Genomic DNA, 15,717 nt, shown 5'->3' with positions numbered 1-15,717 from the left:
TGTGGAATTTGTTTGGCAGTATAAGGTCGGCCGCCCCATTTTTGCCTTACATAATTATTATCGTACTAAATTGGAAATGTTTAATAGTTTATTAAAGATTTTTTTTAAGAAGTTGCTCAATTAATGATTTGGATACATTTAATGACTCTTGATTTTGTTTTTGAATGCTTTCATATACTTCAGAACGATATATTTTTATATTTTTTGGTGCTACGATTCCTAGTTTTACTTGGTCACCGTCTATACTTAGTATTTTTAGTTCGATTTGATCGCCAATCATAATAGATTCATCTTTTTTTCGTGAGAGTACGAGCATTAAAAGTTGCTCCCTTCGATAGGGAATCGTAATGGATATGTATTTGAGTCTTGTAATACAAGTTGTTTTGCAATTTTCAGTTTGTGATTGATTAATACTGGGGCTTGTAAGTTTAATGTCGAATTACTAAAAGGTTCTTTTAAAGTTACTATAGAATACGTCAGTAAATTCTCAGAAGATTTTATTTTGAGTTCCTCTTTATCTTCATCTGATAATTCGAATGCATAATCTTTTTTAAATAAAAAAGGAAGAGCAAGTACGAACCCTATTTCTCGTTGCTTTACAGATTGTAAAATTGCAAAAGGAGAATCTATTTCTAATGGTAGGATGACAAATTCTGTTATGTCTTCAAAACCAGGCAACCCGTTTTGAAATTGTATGATTTCTTTTTCTTCTATAGTAACTTCACCTAGAAATTTTGTTTCGATGTTCATGTTTAAGCTCCTTTTAGACAATAACGTCTATTTCTATCGATGGGTTTTGTAGCATATATCCAGATACTTTACCTGGTGTATATTCGTGAACTGGTTTATTCACTTGTGCACTAATTTTTGCTTCTTGTGTTTGTACATTAACGTCTAACTTCGCAGGTGTATAATCTAATTTTACAGATCCAATAGAAGGTATAAAGTCTATCCCTAGCTTTGCTGAAACTGGAAATGTATTTTTCTTTGAAATGGAGACTATTGCATTTGAATTATGGGCAATATCCATCATTTGTCTGCCTTCACTTGCACGCCTGGCAATTCCTTGCATTACTTTTCGGCGACCTTCTGAGGCATATTTTTTTGTAGATTCTAGAGTGCCGATTAACCCTACATCTCGCCTTGCTTGGGAAGAATCAATTCTCATAAATCCTCGTGTAGTTTCCATTTCAACAATTGCTGCGGGTTGCTCAATATGTTGAGTTGCTTTTGGTTGACGAATTATTTGCTTTGGTTCTTCAATAGAAAGACCTAATCTTGCATCTGTTGTTTGAATTTGCAATCGCGGAAAGTTCATCTATCTCACCTCTAAAGAAAGCGTTTGAACAAGTTGTCCAAACGCTTTCTATTATCTTATAAAATCTACTAATGTTGCTTGAATAATCTTAGCACCCACAGAAAGAGCAGCTTGATGAATAGATTCTTGAGTTATCATTTCTGTAATGGCTTTTTCATAATCAATATCTTCATTATTCGAAAGTTGTTTGGTTACAATTACTTCTTGTGCCCCCAACCTGTTTTCCATCATATCTACTCTATTTTGGCGTGCACCGATATCTGCACGAGCCGCTAAAACGACCTTTTCGTTATCACTTTTCATTGTTAAGTATTTATCAAAATCCTTACCAGACTTATTAGGATCTTTTAAATCAGCCTCTAACCCGGTAATCATTGCATCTATATTTTGGAATATATCGAGTCCCTTAGTATTTACTGTAATTTCTACTCCATCGTAAACTTCTATATTAACATCTTTATTTACGCCTGGTGCTGCACCCGTCGTTAAAAAGTTTGTACCGTCATGTAAAGGTGAATTAGTATTCGTTCCGGAAAAAATATATTTATCCCCAACTTTTGTATTACTCATATCACGCATTTGTTCTTTAATTTGTGTAATTTCTTTTTCAATTTTCGTACGGTCATCTGGTGTTAAAGTGTCAGTAGAGGCTTGAGTAATAAGTTCTTGCACACGATGAAGAGCGAATCCTACTTTATCAAGTGCGTCATCTGAACTATCTAACCAGTTGTTTACTTCTCCAAGATTACGTTGATATTGCTCAACTTTGTTTAAATCAGTACGGTAACCTATCCCTTTAATAGCTACCACAGGATCTTGCGAAGGGCGAGTTATTTTTTTACCTGAGTTAATTTGTTCTTGTAGTATTCCCATTTTGTTATAACTTTTTGATAAGTTACGAAGCATATTAGTTGAAAGCATTGATTGTGTTACGCGCATGTATAAGTCCTCCTATTATAGTCCAACTCGGCCCATGCCGTTAATAATTTTGTCTAATGTTTCATCCACTACTGTAATCATTCGCGCTGATGCGTTGTATGCTTGTTGGAATGTAATCATATTTGTCATTTCTTCATCTAAAGAAACTGAGCTGACAGCAGCACGATTATTTTCCACAGTTAACTTGATTGTTCCTGAATTATAAGCCAAACGATTTGCTTGTTCTCCATCTACACCAAGTTGTCCAATCATTGATTGATAAAATGATTGAACAGTTGCTCCTCCTAGGCCTGTCAGTATGTCGGACTTCATATTTGCCAGGAGAATTGCATTTGCTCCGCTTCCTTCTTCACCTATTCCAGAAGAAGCAGCTACGCTACCGGGATCCTTGATAATGTTAGCATTAACTTTTATACCTGCTGCTCCTGAGCTAGTAACATCAAAGAAATCCGCAATATCAGCACTTCCAGCTAGTGGGTGTCCCTTTTCATGAATAACATTAAAGGCTTTTGCAAACTCATTAGCCATTTGATCTAATTTTGCGAGCATTTCTGGATAGTAACCTTGCGCATTTTTAGAATCTGTTCCATGCCCATATGAATTTATTTGAGACAACATTTTGCCTTTGTTTAATTCCATGTCATCATATGTTATCGGTCCACCTACTACAGTGCCACTTCCTGCCACAGTGAATCCATTGAAAGGTTCAAAATTTTCATTATTGGACATTCCATTTGGAGAAAGCTGCCCTGCATCTTTACCGTTAATTATCTCTATACTACCGGTTTTTGTTTTAATAGATACTTTTACAGATCCTTCGGCAATTGCTAATGAATTACCCCCGGATTTTGTATATTCAATATCAATTGGAAAAAATTGAGATAACTCATCTAGCAATGTATCACGAGCATCATATAAATCGTTTGGCATATACCCATTTGGTTCAATAGCTTGAATTTGTTCATTCAAAGAAGCAATTTGCTTCAAAATAGAGTTTACATCATCAGTGGATGTTAGAATTTCATTTTTTAAGTTTCCTTGAATATCTGAAAGTTGTTTATGGATATAGTTAAATGATTCCGCTACACCAATACCGCGCTGTACTACTACTTTACGAGCTGCCGCATTTTCAGGGTTTGTACTTAAGTCCTGAAGTGATTTCCAAAATTGATCTAAGGATGCATTTAATCCAAATTCAGACGGTTCCGACATAATGTCTTCCATTTCAGCAATTGCTGTCGATCGTGACTCCCAATAGCCAAGTTTAGTAGTTTCTTGGCGGTACTGTCGGTCAATAAATTGATCGCGAATTCGTTGTACAGATTGTGCTTGCACACCGGTTCCTAAATGACCCGGCATTTTTGGAGCATTAAGTCCAGTTCCCGGATAACCTAGAGTTGCTTCCATATTTACACGTTGGCGTGAATAGCCTAGTGTATTTGCGTTCGATATATTATGACCTGTTGTATAAAGAGCGGATTGTTGAGTATAAAGTCCGCGTTTACTTGTTTCTAATCCCATAAATGTGGAGCCCATGGGGTCGCCTCCTTAAGCTTGAGAATCGAAGTAGGTTTTCTCCTTGGATGGACCTTTTACTTCGTTTTTTGAGTAGTTTATTTGGTCTGGCTTTGGTCTTAACATATCTAAAGTTAAATTGACGAATTGTAGTGATTGAAGTGTTAGTTTTTGGTTTAAGTCATTTTGATGTTTGAGTGTTTCGAGCGTTAGTAGTAACTTATTACGTGCTGCACCCAGTTGCTCTTTTTCTTCGTCTGTGTTGGTATTTTCTAAGACATGTGCAACAGTTGGGTTGTCAGTAGGAGCAATTCCTTTTGCTCGAAGGTAATCCGTTACCTCTTGCTGACGCTGTAGCTCAAGCTGTGAAATACCTGCTACGTGCGCTTGCTCATCCTTGAGCAGTTGGTCTAGACTGTCCATGTCACCTGTTTTAATGGCTTCTGTTTTTTTATATGCAACTTCTAGTAAACTTTTGTGTAGCATATCTAGTTTGTCTAGGGCTTGCAAAATCTTTTCGATGGACATTTTATAAGCTCCTTTTACATACGGTAATAATTGAGAATGTTGGCTGCTAGTTTTTTAGCATCTACTTTATAAGTGCCAGCATCTATATCGGCTTTTATTGCAGCAACGCGTTCTGCTTGTTCTACCTCAACAGGTGATTTCGTTTGCATGCTTTTAGCAACAGATGAAATTTCCAATTGATCTGCAGCTGTTTTTGATGTGTTTTGTGCTTTCTCAGATAGCTGTTGGTTGCGTTTATATGGATTTACTTGGTTTAAACCAATGTTAGAAATTTTCATGATTGGTTGACCTCCCCTCTTCTTTATAAAGTGTCTACTGATTATTTCGGTTAAAAATGCGATGTGTTTAGCATTTTTTTGTAGGAAATGTTTGGAATATTGGTTGTACCGTATAAAATTTCTATTTTAACATGGATTATGGGTTAAGTTTTCTTTCGAAGTTCGGTTATAGCTCTTTCGCTTCTTAATTTGAAGTTGTTTTGCTGAGTTCAGTGAGGTTTATGCTCGATTCAGACCTGGTTATGCTCACTTCAGATGAGTTTACACTGGATTGAACCTGATTACAAAAAAACTCCCACGCTACGTGAGAGTTTAACTTTTATCTTTACGATAAGTAGTAACTTCTTGGTTGTTTACTTTTTCACGAAACTCTTTTGCAGCGTCGAATTGACGTAGTCCAGCTTGTAGTTTTTGGCTACAGCTTGCGCATAACTTTCCAACATTTGTTAATTTTCCGCAGTTGTCACATGGATAGCCAAGGTTTGGGAACATGGCTGGTTGAAGTCTATTTTTACGTACCCATTTATGTAGAAGCGATTCCTCTACGCCCGTTGCTTCTACAATTCTTTCAACAGTTGCTGCTCGATTTTCACGTTTACGAAGGAATCGGTATACGATTTCGTATAGTTTTTCTTCATTCATCGCGCAGTTATTACATACCTCTCTTAATCCTGTATAGTTAAAAAATTCGCCGCAGGACGGACAATTTTTTAGTTCACCCATGATGATATCCCCCCAAGTACTTTGCTGTCATTTTCTCCTTTTTTATATCGGCTGTTTATCCTTTTATTAAAGTGATGGCATCCACTCTCCTTGCTCCTGTTTCCTTCAAAACTTTCGCCGCGTGGTGAATCGTGGCGCCAGTTGTGTAAATATCATCGAATAAAATATAATTTAGCTCTTCGACTTTACCGATTACTTCAAATAATGGGTTCGCTTCTAAACGTTCCTTTTTCGACTTTTTCCCTTGCTCACTTGTTGCAGTTTTAGCGAGTATATGCTGAAAAGGAATTCCTGCACTATTTAATAGCTCGTCCACCTGTGCAAAGGTTCTTAACACTAGCTTTTCCGGATGCATTGGGATCGGTACCACTATTCCTTCTCTTTTCTCGAATACATGACGTAACTCTTCAGCAAAAATATGTGATAACGCAACATCTTGGAGAAATTTATACTGATGTAAATAGCTTTTCATCGCTTCGTTATAGGAATAAAGTGAAGTAACAGAATCGACTGCCCCTTCATAGCGAGTTCCTTTAAAATTCAAAAAGTCGATTTCTGTCTCAGCTTTTTCAAATTTACTCCAGCACCTACTACATGCATAGGCTGCTAATTCATATAAAATCAAGCTTCTCCAAGTAGGCGGTGATTGAAAGTTGCTTCCGCAAAGTAAACAGTTCAACTCTTATTCCACCCTTCAATTGCAGCTTTTGCATTGTCCATTTCGTAGCTAATGCCGTGATGGAAAAAGACAATATCTCCAGCAGGATACTGAAAAGAACGCCCGACTCGCCCACTTATTTGAATTAGAGCGCTCGATGTAAAGATTTTCTGTTCTGCTCCAACCACTGCTACATGAACATTTTCAATGGTGATGCCTCTTTCTAAAATAGTCGTTGTGAGTAGGCCTGGAATTTTCTTTTCACGAAGCTGCATGACGATTTCTTTTCGTTTGGGATGCTCGGCGTGGACCCTTGGTAAATGACCTGGAAAGCTTTCGAGCATTTCAATAGTTGGTAAGAAAACGAGAAATGGAATATTATTTGTTGTTTTTTCTTCGATCCATTGCTGCAATTTGTAAGGAACGCTGCCTTTCTTCAATTTTCTTGCGTAGCCATATAAGCTAGCAAATCTAGGGACAGGTAAATCATGCCCGTGATATCTACGGGAAAGAATGGATTGGTTCGTTGTTTTCAATGACTTGGTAGGAGTGGCTGTTACATAGTGAATGGCGGCGTGTTGTTTGGCAGCTTTGATGACGGCTTGCTGCAATGTCTCGTCTGCATAATAAGGAAAGGCGTCCGCTTCGTCGACAAATACCACGTCGAATGCTTTTTCAAACCGGTACAACTGATGAGTTGTAGCGAGCACTAAATCAGCGAAGCCTTCTTGATCTGGAGCTCCACCATAGAGTGCATGGATGGTAGTTTTCGGAAATACTTTTTGAAAGCGTGGGAAAAGTTCTAGTATAACGTCCGTTCGTGGAGCTGCAACGCATACACGTTTTCCTGCTTGTAAACTAGCAAAAATAGACGGAAATAGTAGCTCGGTTTTACCTGCTCCGCATACTGCACGGAGAAGATGTGATTTGTTTTGACGGACACTTGCTAAGAGTTCTTCACTTGCCTTCTGCTGAAGAGGGGTTAGCTGGCCGCTCCATGCAAACACATGAGCGTTCGCGCCGCGAGCATGCTCTTTGCTCCAAAGTAGGAGCTCAGAGCAACTACTCACTCGCCCCATCCGAATACAATGGCGGCAATAAACGCATATTTGGTTACAACGTGCACAATGAAATGAGTGAAATAAGGTTTGGTTTGTGTTGTGGCACCGGTTACAGACGTACTTCTTTAATTGCCAAAACAAAAAAGAGCTTTCGTCTGATTCGATACCTGGTTTGAGGTGAATGTGGCCACAGTCGATGTAGGCGTCGATGACTTCGCGCGGGAATGGGGTATGTTCGCGAAGCCATATGCGGCCAGTGAGAAATTGTTGTAATTGTTCGTTCATGGGCATCTTCCTAACGTGTTAGGCTAGTCGATTTTCACCCATCCGAGACCCATCGAACCTTCACCAAGGTGAGTGCCGATCACTGGTCCGAAATAGCTGATCGTAAAGTGAACATTTGGCATAAGTGGTTGTAACTCGTTTTTCCATGTGATTGCTTCGTTTTCGTTGTTCGCATGAATGATGGTGGCTTGCAGGTTGGCGTGTTTGTTTGCGTCTTCTTGAAGTAGGTCTGCAATGCGTTTCATCGCTTTTTTGCGTGTACGAACTTTTTCAAATGGCACGATGACTTTGTTTTCGAAGTGTAGAACTGGCTTGACCTGAAGCATCGTGCCAATGACACGTTCGATGCCGTTTAAGCGCCCACCGCGGTGCAGATGATCTAGACTGTCCACCATGAAGTATGCGCGCACGGTTTGTTTCATCGTGTTCAGTTCTTGCATGATTTCATCTGGATGAGCACCTGCTTGTGCCATTTCTGCAGCACGAAGGACGTAGAAGCCTTGTACCATACAGGAAACTTCCGAGTCAAATGGAATTACTTTAATATTGTCCACCATTTCGCCAGCTTGTTCGGCACCAGCAAGTGTTCCGCTGATTCCGCTCGATAGATGGATGGAAATGACTGCGTCGTATTCTTTAGATAGTTCTTCAAATGTTTCGACAAAGATTCCGAGGGACGGTTGCGATGTTTTAGGAAGCGCGCGTTCGTTTCGGATTTTCTCGTAAAATTCAGCTGCGTTGATGTCGATTTCTTCTCGGTAAGTGTCATTTCCGATGACAACGCTAAGTGGTACCATGCGAATGTTTAGGCTTTCGCGAATTTCTTGTGGGATATAAGCCGTACTATCCGTTACTACTACCGTTTTCATGTAAAAAAATCACACTCCTATTCCCTAGTTTACTGAATGTCTTAGGGAAATGAAAGGAAAAAATCCCCTGACATGATACATGTGGGGGATATAGTTTGTTATTCAGCTGTTTCACCTATAAAGTAAACGCTGGTGACTAACCATTTGCCGTCTTCTTTCGCGAAAACAGTTACTTGCCGACCATTACGATCGAGTTTCGCACCCGTCCCTGTTTGTTCCAGTGCAATATGTAAATTGGTAAAAACTTGCGCTTCTGCATCGTCGTATTTAATAATGGTTACGTCTTCGGCAGTACGGATTGTGTCGTACTCATCAAAGGCTTGTTCGACCACAACTTTTTCATCGTTATAGTTGAAGCCTTCTGGTTTTTTGGAGATAACGCCCATGTAACGGTTGATATCTTCTGCGTTAAAGGCTTCCATATACTCGTCGAATGCCGAGAGTATAGCTGTTTTTTCTTTTTCTGGTACGTTGGTTGCCTCTTCGATGTTGCCACCAGCCATTTCGAAGCCGACTTCGGATTTGTCTTTCGCTCCGTGGTCTGTTACCGTTTGTGCATCTGTTGGGGCTGCATCATTTGCAGATCCTGCGTTTTGCTTTGTATCTTCGGTGCTATTGCAAGCAGCAAGTGTTAGGGCGCATGCTGCGAGAGTAATTACTTGTATGAGTTTCATCTAGTTCTCCTCCTGCTGCTGATTCTGATAGTTATTTTGTCATAGTTATGACGAAAACTCAATTAATAGGTTTCGCCTAAAATGATAATGAAATTTTCTGATTTTTGAAGTATGATGTAGGTAGATTGGAGGTGAGTATTTGCAAGGTCATTTAGCTTTATTAAAAAGATTAGGTAATACGCACGAGAATGAGAGTTTTATTCGTGAAGAGATTCGAAAAAAAGAGGCTGGAGAGCGCGGTGAGGATAGACTTTTAGTAAAGCTTGGAGAGTTAAGATTGCCAGGTCCGTTTCGGATTTTTTCGGATGTAGCGTTGCATGAAGGTGATTGGAAGGTGCAAATCGATTGCCTTGTTGTGACGGACCGTTGTTGCATTGTGTTAGAATCTAAAAATATGAGTGGAGATTTGAATTTCGATACGAGCACCGAGGAGTTTTATAGACTAGAAGGAAATAATCTTGAAACGCCTTTCCCAAACCCATATTTTCAATTGATGCGTAATATACGATTTATGAAAGATTTGTTACGCAGGTCATTCCCCGAACTTCAAGTAACCGGAGCCATCGTCATGACATCCAAATCGTGTCGGATCCGGAATAAACCTTCCCATTATCCCATGTTTAAATTAGAAAGCATTATTGAGAAAATTATTCATATGTACAACCATTCTTCTCCTGATTTCCTGTCTGATAAACAGCTGGATACTCTCGAGCACATGATTCGAGGGGAGCAATCCAAGTTTACGTATCCTCCGTTATGCGAACACTATCGTATTTCTCAGAATGATTTGATTAGAGGGGTGGAGTGTCCGCATTGTGGTGTTTTTGGGATGAAGCGCTTATCGACTACTTGGACATGCTTAGCCTGTAAGAAAAATCATCGCTACGCACACATTTCTGCTGTAAACGACTATTTTCTGTTAATCAAAAAAGAAATTACTAATAAAGAGTTTCGAAGATTTTGTGGAATAAAATCCATCTATTCAGCATCTCGCATGTTAAATAGGATGAATTTAGAAGCACATGGCTCCGGACCTGGGAGATATTTTACTAAGAAAAGTGATAAATAAAGAGATTTTGAGAGGAAGTTTTGTTTCGCGCAACTTTGGCGAGCTTACTCGCAATATAGTAGGCATTTCTCGCAACATTTACTTGCGTATTCGCAATATTTAGTGGTGTAATCGCAATGTTTTTGTTGCGCGTAACTTTGGCGAGCTTACTCGCTATATAGTAGGCATTTCTCGCAACATTTACTTGCGTACGCGCAATATTTTGAGGCGTAGGAGCAATGTTTTTGTTACGCGCAACTTTGGCGAGCTTACTCGCAATATAGTAGGCATTTCTCGCAACATTTACTTGCGTACGCGCAATATTTAGTGGTGTAATCGCAATATTTTTGTTACGCGCAACTTTGGCGAGCTTACTCGCAATATAGTAGGCATTTCTCGCAACATTTACTTGCGTACGCGCAATATTTATTGGTGTAGTCGCAATGTTTTTGTTACGCGCAACTTTGGCGAGCTTACTCGCAATATAGTAGGCATTTCTCGCAACATTTACTTGCGTACGCGCAATATTTAGTGGTGTAGTCGCAATGTTTTTGTTACGCGCAGCTTTGGCGAGCTTACTCGCAATATAGTTGTCATTTCTCGCAAGATTTGGAGCGGTATTCGCAATGATTTTGTCACGCGCAATACATTAAGGTATTCAAAAACCCTCTTGCCCAAGGGTAAGAGGGTTCATAACTTTTATTTATCTTACTTCAACCCAGCCGTTTTTGATTCCTGTTACTACTGCTTGGGTGCGGTCGTTTACATTCATTTTTTGAAGAATGCTTGATACATGGTTTTTTACTGTTTTTTCAGAGATGAATAGTGTTTCTCCGATTGTACGGTTACTTTGTCCATCTGTTAATAGTTGAAGTACTTCGCATTCGCGCTTTGTTAGTAAATGGAACGGGCGGCGAATTTCGGTTTGATGGAAGTTTCCTTTATTTTCACGTTCGCTTAGGCGACGGAATTCTGCTACAAGGTTACGAGTTACTTTTGGATGTAGGTATGATCCACCTTTTGCTACCACTTTAATAGCGGAGACGATTGCCACAGCATCCATTTCTTTTAGCATGTATCCAAGTGCACCTGTTTTTAATGCATGGGATACGTATGATTCGTCGTCATGAATGGAAAGCATAATTACTTTCGCTTCTGGGAATCTTTCAATTAACTCTTCTGTTGCATCTACGCCATTTTTCGTGGGCATATTAATATCCATTAATACAACGTCTGGTAAGTATTGTTCGTATAAACGAAGTACGTCACTACCATCGCTGCCTTCTGCAACAACCTCGAATGTATCTTCGAAATCTAGTATACGTTTTACTCCCTCGCGGAAAAGTTGGTGGTCATCTATAATAATAATTTTTGTCATGTTCATTTCCTCCTATTTAAAAATGGCTATAGTTACTATTCCTTATTTATTGGTATGCTAAACAAAATGGATGTTCCTCTACCAGGTGCAGATATAATTTTCATCGTCCCATCAAGCAAATCAACGCGCTCTTGCATTCCAATTAAACCAAATGACTTTTCTTTTACGACTTTTGGATCAAATCCAACTCCATCATCTTTGACGAAAATATTCATCTTTTGTTTCGTCCATTCGATTTTCACGGATGCTTCTGTGAACTTTCCGTGTTTGATGCCATTTGTTAAGCATTCTTGGACAAGGCGAAAGATTGCTACTTCGAAATTTGGAAGTATTCGTTGTTCTTCTCCAAAAGTTTGGAAATTTATTCTACACGTTGGATTGTATTCTTCTGTAGTCATTATGTACTTTCGTAGCGTTGGAATCAATCCTAAATCATCAAGTGCCATTGGACGAAGATCATAAATTATACGCCGAACCTCAGAAAGTGCATTACGAACCATTTCTTTCAGCTCAATGATTTCTTTCATCGCTTCGTCCCCACCGCGTTGTTGATAGGTAATGTTGATCAAATCTGTTCTAAGTAACACATTGGCCAACATTTGCGCGGGGCCATCATGAATTTCACGAGAAAGTCTTTTACGTTCTTCCTCTTGTGCTTCAATAATCTTTAGCGTGAAATCTTGTTTAATCTTCGCATTTTCCAACGCTTCTCCAACGTCTTTTAAATCAGAAGTTAAATAATTCATCACAATATTTACTTGGTTAACGAGCTGGTCCGCTCGTTCGATCATTTCTAAAATCCCCTGTAATCTACGTTCTAATTCATCTCTTCTTTGTCTTAGTTGTCTTTCTTCGTTGCGTTTAATCAAAAGATTTATTTGAATTTCATTAGCAGTTTCATATGCACTACGTACCTGTGGTTCTTCATACGAATCAAAATTCTTGGAGACTTCAGCTAGACGATTTCGTGATAATCTGGATTTTGATTCAAGCGAATCCCCTTCAATAATAACCGTTTCAATGTTCCCGCGAATTATTTCTAACTCTACTTTCATTTCTTCGAAGCTTTGACGACTTTGTTCGCTTATAATGAATATATCCTTTTTCGAATGATCCATGACTTCGACCATTCGATCGAAAATAACATCTAACGATTGCACTTCAAGATTCTTATTCGTCATCTGTTTTTTCTCCTTTGTACATTCAAATGAGTCTTCATTCATTAGTGCTGACAATTTCTATTATAGCACTTAGTGACTAAAAATAAATTAAAATTAGTTTACAACTATGTTTCAATCGATACAGAAGGGAATTTTTATAATGCGAAATAATTACAAAACAGTAAAAGGCTACGGGGAGAGTGAGATTCTTATACAAAAGTCGCGCTTTATCACTTACGTTGAACGTGCCGAGACAGAACTACAAGCGCAAAATTTTATTAATAATATCAAACAAATGCATAAAGTTGCTACACATAACTGTTCGGCATATATAATTGGCGAGCACGATAACATTCAAAAAGCGAACGATGACGGAGAACCAAGTGGAACTGCAGGTGTTCCTATGCTTGAGGTCCTAAAGAAACAGGGTATAAAGGATACTGTAGTTGTCGTAACACGTTATTTTGGGGGTATAAAGCTCGGTGGTGGAGGTTTAATTCGAGCCTACGGAAAAGCGACAACAGAAGGAATTGACGCAGCAAAATTGGTGGAACGACAGCTACATCATTTAATGAAAGTATCCATAGACTATACTTGGCTAGGAAAAGTGGAAAATGAAGTGCGAAATTCCTCTTATCCTTTAAAAGAAATTAGTTACGCAGATTTAGTCGAAGTATTTGTCTACACAAAAGCTGAGGAAGAGGCAAAATTTGCAGAATGGATGACCGAAATAACAAACGGCCAAGCAAAAATGGAACTTGTCGAAAAAGATTTTCTAGAGTTCGAAGCGAATTAAATTTACCTATTCCCTAATCCGTTGTATAATAAAGGTCATGTCTAATCTATTGAAACTTATTTATCTATTGTACGTCTAATACTTAGCTATTTGTACGACTGAATAGTACCTAGATTAAGGGAGATAAAATAATGAAAAGAAAATTATATAAAAAAGAAAAAAAGAGGAGATCTAAAAAGCGTACTATATTAACAGTTTCTTTAATAGTAATTGCTTCTTTATTAATTTCTTTATCAACTTATGCTGCATATTTGACGAAAAAAGCAGAAACAGCTGCAGACAAAGCATTTGAGGTAGCTGGAGATCGCAAGGGGTCGGACAAGCGCCCTGAGAAAGTAGAACCTCTTAACGACAATGTTTCCGTTTTATTTATTGGGATAGATGATAGTGAAAAGCGTGATCAAGGTGATTCAGGTAGTCGCTCAGATGCATTAATGCTTGCTACATTAAATAATAAATCGAAAACCGTGAAGCTAATCAGTATCCCTCGTGATTCCTATGTATATATTGACGAGGTTGGCTATAATGATAAAATTACCCATGCCCATGCATATGGTGGAACAAAAGCCGCGATTGAAACGGTTGAAGATTTACTGGAAGTTCCAGTCGATTATTATGTGAAAATGAATTTTAACGCTTTTATTGATGTCGTTAATGCTTTAGGTGGAATTGAAGCTGAAGTTCCTTATAAATTAACGGAAAAAGACGAAAATGATCAACGAACAGTTAATTTACAACCTGGATTACAGGAGTTAGATGGTCGAGAAGCTTTAGCCTTAGCAAGAACGCGAAAATATGATAATGATATAGAACGTGGAAAACGTCAACAAATGATTCTTTCAGCGGTTGTTAAGAAAGCTAGCTCCGCTTCATCATTCACGAAGTACGGCGAAGTAATTGATGCTGTAGGAGATAATATGAAAACCGATATGACGTTTGATGAGATGAAATCCTTTTTTGAGTACATCAAAGGAGGGGTCCCTCAAATTGATACGCTTACTCTAGAAGGTTATGATGATATGTCTACCGGTACTTATTATTGGAAGCTAGAGGAAGAGAGTCTAGAAGAAACAAGAGATATACTAAAAAGCCACCTTGGACTTCAACCTGAAACAAGTAATATTTCAGACAACAATTCCGAACAAATTAAAGATTATGCTTCCGATGATGATCAATCTTAACTAGTATAGAGCAAGAAAGGGTTTTAAAGTTAACCCTTTCTTGCTCTATTTTTTTGTTAAAACTATTTATATATATCAATATTCCAGAAGAAAAGCCTCCTATTCTATAATAGAATAGGAGGCTAAAAATCTGCGCAATACTTTCAATATATGCTTATATTACTGAATTTGTCATTTACCGATCATTTTTACAAAGTTTATAAGTGGTCGATAATTCTTTCCTGCTAATCCAATAGCTTCTACAAACAACTCTATCGCTAACAGCATCACCATTAATAAAATAATTGCTCCCCATACGGTTGACTGAGAGAATATGATTGCTGCAATACCAAACATGGCTGCAATTGCATAAATAATAAGCACAGATTGACGATGTGTGAAACCTACATTCAACAAGCAATGATGTAAGTGTGATTTGTCTGGTGCTGATAAAGGTTGCTTCATACGAATTCTTCGGACGATAGCAAAGAATGTATCTGAAATTGGAACTCCAAGCACAATAATAGGGATTATCAACGCTACAACAGTAACATTTTTAAATCCAAGTAAGGCTAGGACAGAGATCATAAATCCTAAAAATAATGCTCCTGTGTCACCCATGAAAATTTTTGCTGGATAAAAATTAAATACCAAAAATCCTAAAGTACTTGCTGCTAATATTGCTGCCATCGCTGCAACAAATGGATTCCCCATCATAATCGCCACTCCTGAAAGCGTGATTAGTGCGATCGCAGAAACACCTGCTGCAAGACCATCTAATCCATCAATAAGGTTAACTGCATTCGTAATACCAATAATCCACAAAATGGTTAATGGGATAGCGAAATAACCAAACTCTAACTGTCCACCAAATATACCAAATGGTAAGTTAATAAATTCTATTTGTAATCCACCATATATAACAATACTTCCAGCTGCTAGGAGCTGACCAAGTAATTTAGCTTTTGCGGTAATCTCAAACATATCATCTAAAACACCTGTAATAATAATGATTAATGCACCTAACAGCATCGCTTTATCGTATTCGCCATCTGGACGATAAAAAGCAAAAGCTACTAAAAAAGCAAAAAATATAGCTAGTCCACCAAGTCTTGGCATGATTCTAGCATGAACTTTTCGGTGATTTGGAGTGTCAACTGCACCCAAGCGAAACGCTAATCTTTTTACAAGTGGAGTAAATAGTACGGATGCGACAAATGCCAGAACAAGTGTAAGGGCAAGCATCTCTCTCCTCCTCCTCAACAATATATAATGTTTTAAAACCATTTGTATTATAGCACGTATACAAATAAATATCATTTTTTTT

General features: G+C 38.3%; 18 protein-coding genes. 3 read left to right on the top strand and 15 right to left on the bottom strand.

Annotated elements, in window-relative coordinates:
- Positions 1-91: 91 nt before the first annotated feature.
- From csrA to MHH81_RS04210, 12 genes are all read right to left on the bottom strand, one after another.
- Complete coding sequence (gene csrA, locus MHH81_RS04265; RefSeq protein ID WP_340918270.1) at positions 92-316, bottom strand: carbon storage regulator CsrA; 225 nt, start codon at positions 314-316, stop codon at positions 92-94.
- Complete coding sequence (gene fliW, locus MHH81_RS04260) at positions 316-750, bottom strand: flagellar assembly protein FliW (RefSeq protein WP_340918267.1); 435 nt, start codon at positions 748-750, stop codon at positions 316-318. The genes csrA and fliW overlap by 1 nt, the downstream gene beginning before the upstream one ends.
- 13 nt (positions 751-763) lie before the next feature.
- Entirely contained in the window at positions 764-1,318 is a 555-nt protein-coding gene (locus MHH81_RS04255; RefSeq protein WP_340918265.1) for a DUF6470 family protein, read from the bottom strand.
- A gap of 51 nt (positions 1,319-1,369) precedes the next feature.
- Positions 1,370-2,257 carry a flagellar hook-associated protein FlgL gene (gene flgL, locus MHH81_RS04250; protein WP_340918263.1) on the bottom strand — a complete coding sequence of 296 codons (888 nt, stop codon included), beginning with the start codon at positions 2,255-2,257 and terminating at the stop codon, positions 1,370-1,372.
- Positions 2,258-2,272: 15 nt separating this feature from the next.
- Positions 2,273-3,793, bottom strand: a complete 1,521-nt coding sequence (gene flgK / locus MHH81_RS04245) for a flagellar hook-associated protein FlgK (protein ID WP_340918260.1) — start codon at positions 3,791-3,793, stop codon at positions 2,273-2,275.
- A 12-nt stretch (positions 3,794-3,805) separates the two neighbouring features.
- The gene (locus MHH81_RS04240; RefSeq protein ID WP_340918258.1) at positions 3,806-4,300 is read right to left on the bottom strand and encodes a flagellar protein FlgN; all 495 of its coding nucleotides are present in this window, start codon (positions 4,298-4,300) and stop codon (positions 3,806-3,808) included.
- A gap of 14 nt (positions 4,301-4,314) precedes the next feature.
- Entirely contained in the window at positions 4,315-4,578 is a 264-nt protein-coding gene (gene flgM, locus MHH81_RS04235; RefSeq protein ID WP_340918255.1) for a flagellar biosynthesis anti-sigma factor FlgM, read from the bottom strand.
- A 312-nt stretch (positions 4,579-4,890) separates the two neighbouring features.
- Entirely contained in the window at positions 4,891-5,301 is a 411-nt protein-coding gene (locus MHH81_RS04230) for a TIGR03826 family flagellar region protein (RefSeq protein ID WP_340918252.1), read from the bottom strand.
- Positions 5,302-5,356: 55 nt separating this feature from the next.
- Entirely contained in the window at positions 5,357-5,980 is a 624-nt protein-coding gene (locus MHH81_RS04225; RefSeq protein WP_340918248.1) for a ComF family protein, read from the bottom strand.
- Positions 5,977-7,029, bottom strand: a complete 1,053-nt coding sequence (locus MHH81_RS04220) for a DEAD/DEAH box helicase (RefSeq protein ID WP_340918246.1) — start codon at positions 7,027-7,029, stop codon at positions 5,977-5,979. The genes MHH81_RS04225 and MHH81_RS04220 overlap by 4 nt, the downstream gene beginning before the upstream one ends.
- A gap of 299 nt (positions 7,030-7,328) precedes the next feature.
- Positions 7,329-8,174 (bottom strand): DegV family protein, encoded by an 846-nt coding sequence (locus MHH81_RS04215; protein ID WP_340918244.1) that lies wholly within the window; start codon positions 8,172-8,174, stop codon positions 7,329-7,331.
- Between the two features lie 98 nt (positions 8,175-8,272).
- Positions 8,273-8,848, bottom strand: a complete 576-nt coding sequence (locus MHH81_RS04210) for a nuclear transport factor 2 family protein (RefSeq protein ID WP_340918242.1) — start codon at positions 8,846-8,848, stop codon at positions 8,273-8,275.
- Positions 8,849-8,987: 139 nt separating this feature from the next.
- On the opposite strand from MHH81_RS04210, the gene MHH81_RS04205 reads away from it, so the two are divergent.
- On the top strand, positions 8,988-9,917 hold the full coding sequence (locus MHH81_RS04205; protein ID WP_340918240.1) for a nuclease-related domain-containing protein: 930 nt from the start codon (positions 8,988-8,990) through the stop codon (positions 9,915-9,917).
- A 682-nt stretch (positions 9,918-10,599) separates the two neighbouring features.
- Here MHH81_RS04205 and MHH81_RS04200 read toward each other — a convergent pair.
- Complete coding sequence (locus tag MHH81_RS04200; protein WP_340918239.1) at positions 10,600-11,274, bottom strand: response regulator transcription factor; 675 nt, start codon at positions 11,272-11,274, stop codon at positions 10,600-10,602.
- A gap of 35 nt (positions 11,275-11,309) precedes the next feature.
- The gene (locus MHH81_RS04195; protein WP_340918237.1) at positions 11,310-12,455 is read right to left on the bottom strand and encodes a sensor histidine kinase; all 1,146 of its coding nucleotides are present in this window, start codon (positions 12,453-12,455) and stop codon (positions 11,310-11,312) included.
- A gap of 139 nt (positions 12,456-12,594) precedes the next feature.
- Between MHH81_RS04195 and MHH81_RS04190 the strand changes: the two genes are divergently transcribed.
- Together MHH81_RS04190 and MHH81_RS04185 are read left to right on the top strand one after the other, a co-directional pair.
- The gene (locus MHH81_RS04190; protein ID WP_340918235.1) at positions 12,595-13,230 is read left to right on the top strand and encodes a YigZ family protein; all 636 of its coding nucleotides are present in this window, start codon (positions 12,595-12,597) and stop codon (positions 13,228-13,230) included.
- Positions 13,231-13,361: 131 nt separating this feature from the next.
- On the top strand, positions 13,362-14,411 hold the full coding sequence (locus MHH81_RS04185; RefSeq protein WP_340918233.1) for an LCP family protein: 1,050 nt from the start codon (positions 13,362-13,364) through the stop codon (positions 14,409-14,411).
- A 171-nt stretch (positions 14,412-14,582) separates the two neighbouring features.
- Here MHH81_RS04185 and MHH81_RS04180 read toward each other — a convergent pair whose 3' ends face one another.
- Positions 14,583-15,635: a glycosyltransferase family 4 protein gene (locus MHH81_RS04180; protein WP_340918231.1), complete on the bottom strand. Its 1,053-nt coding sequence runs from the start codon at positions 15,633-15,635 to the stop codon at positions 14,583-14,585.
- Positions 15,636-15,717: the final 82 nt, after the last annotated feature.

This window comes from Psychrobacillus sp. FSL H8-0484 (assembly GCF_038005325.1).
In the GTDB taxonomy this organism is placed as follows: Bacteria; Bacillota; Bacilli; order Bacillales_A; family Planococcaceae; genus Psychrobacillus.
The sequence above is the reverse complement of the archived record's forward strand: the minus strand, read 5'-3'. Positions and strand labels throughout refer to the sequence as shown.

Coding starts and splice junctions, on each gene's coding strand:
- csrA (WP_340918270.1), bottom strand. CDS start 316: ATGCTCGTACTCTCACGAAAAAAAGATGAATCTATTATGATTGGCGAT.
- fliW (WP_340918267.1), bottom strand. CDS start 750: ATGAACATCGAAACAAAATTTCTAGGTGAAGTTACTATAGAAGAAAAA.
- MHH81_RS04255 (WP_340918265.1), bottom strand. CDS start 1,318: ATGAACTTTCCGCGATTGCAAATTCAAACAACAGATGCAAGATTAGGT.
- flgL (WP_340918263.1), bottom strand. CDS start 2,257: ATGCGCGTAACACAATCAATGCTTTCAACTAATATGCTTCGTAACTTA.
- flgK (WP_340918260.1), bottom strand. CDS start 3,793: ATGGGCTCCACATTTATGGGATTAGAAACAAGTAAACGCGGACTTTAT.
- MHH81_RS04240 (WP_340918258.1), bottom strand. CDS start 4,300: ATGTCCATCGAAAAGATTTTGCAAGCCCTAGACAAACTAGATATGCTA.
- flgM (WP_340918255.1), bottom strand. CDS start 4,578: ATGAAAATTTCTAACATTGGTTTAAACCAAGTAAATCCATATAAACGC.
- MHH81_RS04230 (WP_340918252.1), bottom strand. CDS start 5,301: ATGGGTGAACTAAAAAATTGTCCGTCCTGCGGCGAATTTTTTAACTAT.
- MHH81_RS04215 (WP_340918244.1), bottom strand. CDS start 8,174: ATGAAAACGGTAGTAGTAACGGATAGTACGGCTTATATCCCACAAGAA.
- MHH81_RS04210 (WP_340918242.1), bottom strand. CDS start 8,848: ATGAAACTCATACAAGTAATTACTCTCGCAGCATGCGCCCTAACACTT.
- MHH81_RS04200 (WP_340918239.1), bottom strand. CDS start 11,274: ATGACAAAAATTATTATTATAGATGACCACCAACTTTTCCGCGAGGGA.
- MHH81_RS04195 (WP_340918237.1), bottom strand. CDS start 12,455: ATGACGAATAAGAATCTTGAAGTGCAATCGTTAGATGTTATTTTCGAT.
- MHH81_RS04190 (WP_340918235.1), top strand. CDS start 12,595: ATGCGAAATAATTACAAAACAGTAAAAGGCTACGGGGAGAGTGAGATT.
- MHH81_RS04185 (WP_340918233.1), top strand. CDS start 13,362: ATGAAAAGAAAATTATATAAAAAAGAAAAAAAGAGGAGATCTAAAAAG.
- MHH81_RS04180 (WP_340918231.1), bottom strand. CDS start 15,635: ATGCTTGCCCTTACACTTGTTCTGGCATTTGTCGCATCCGTACTATTT.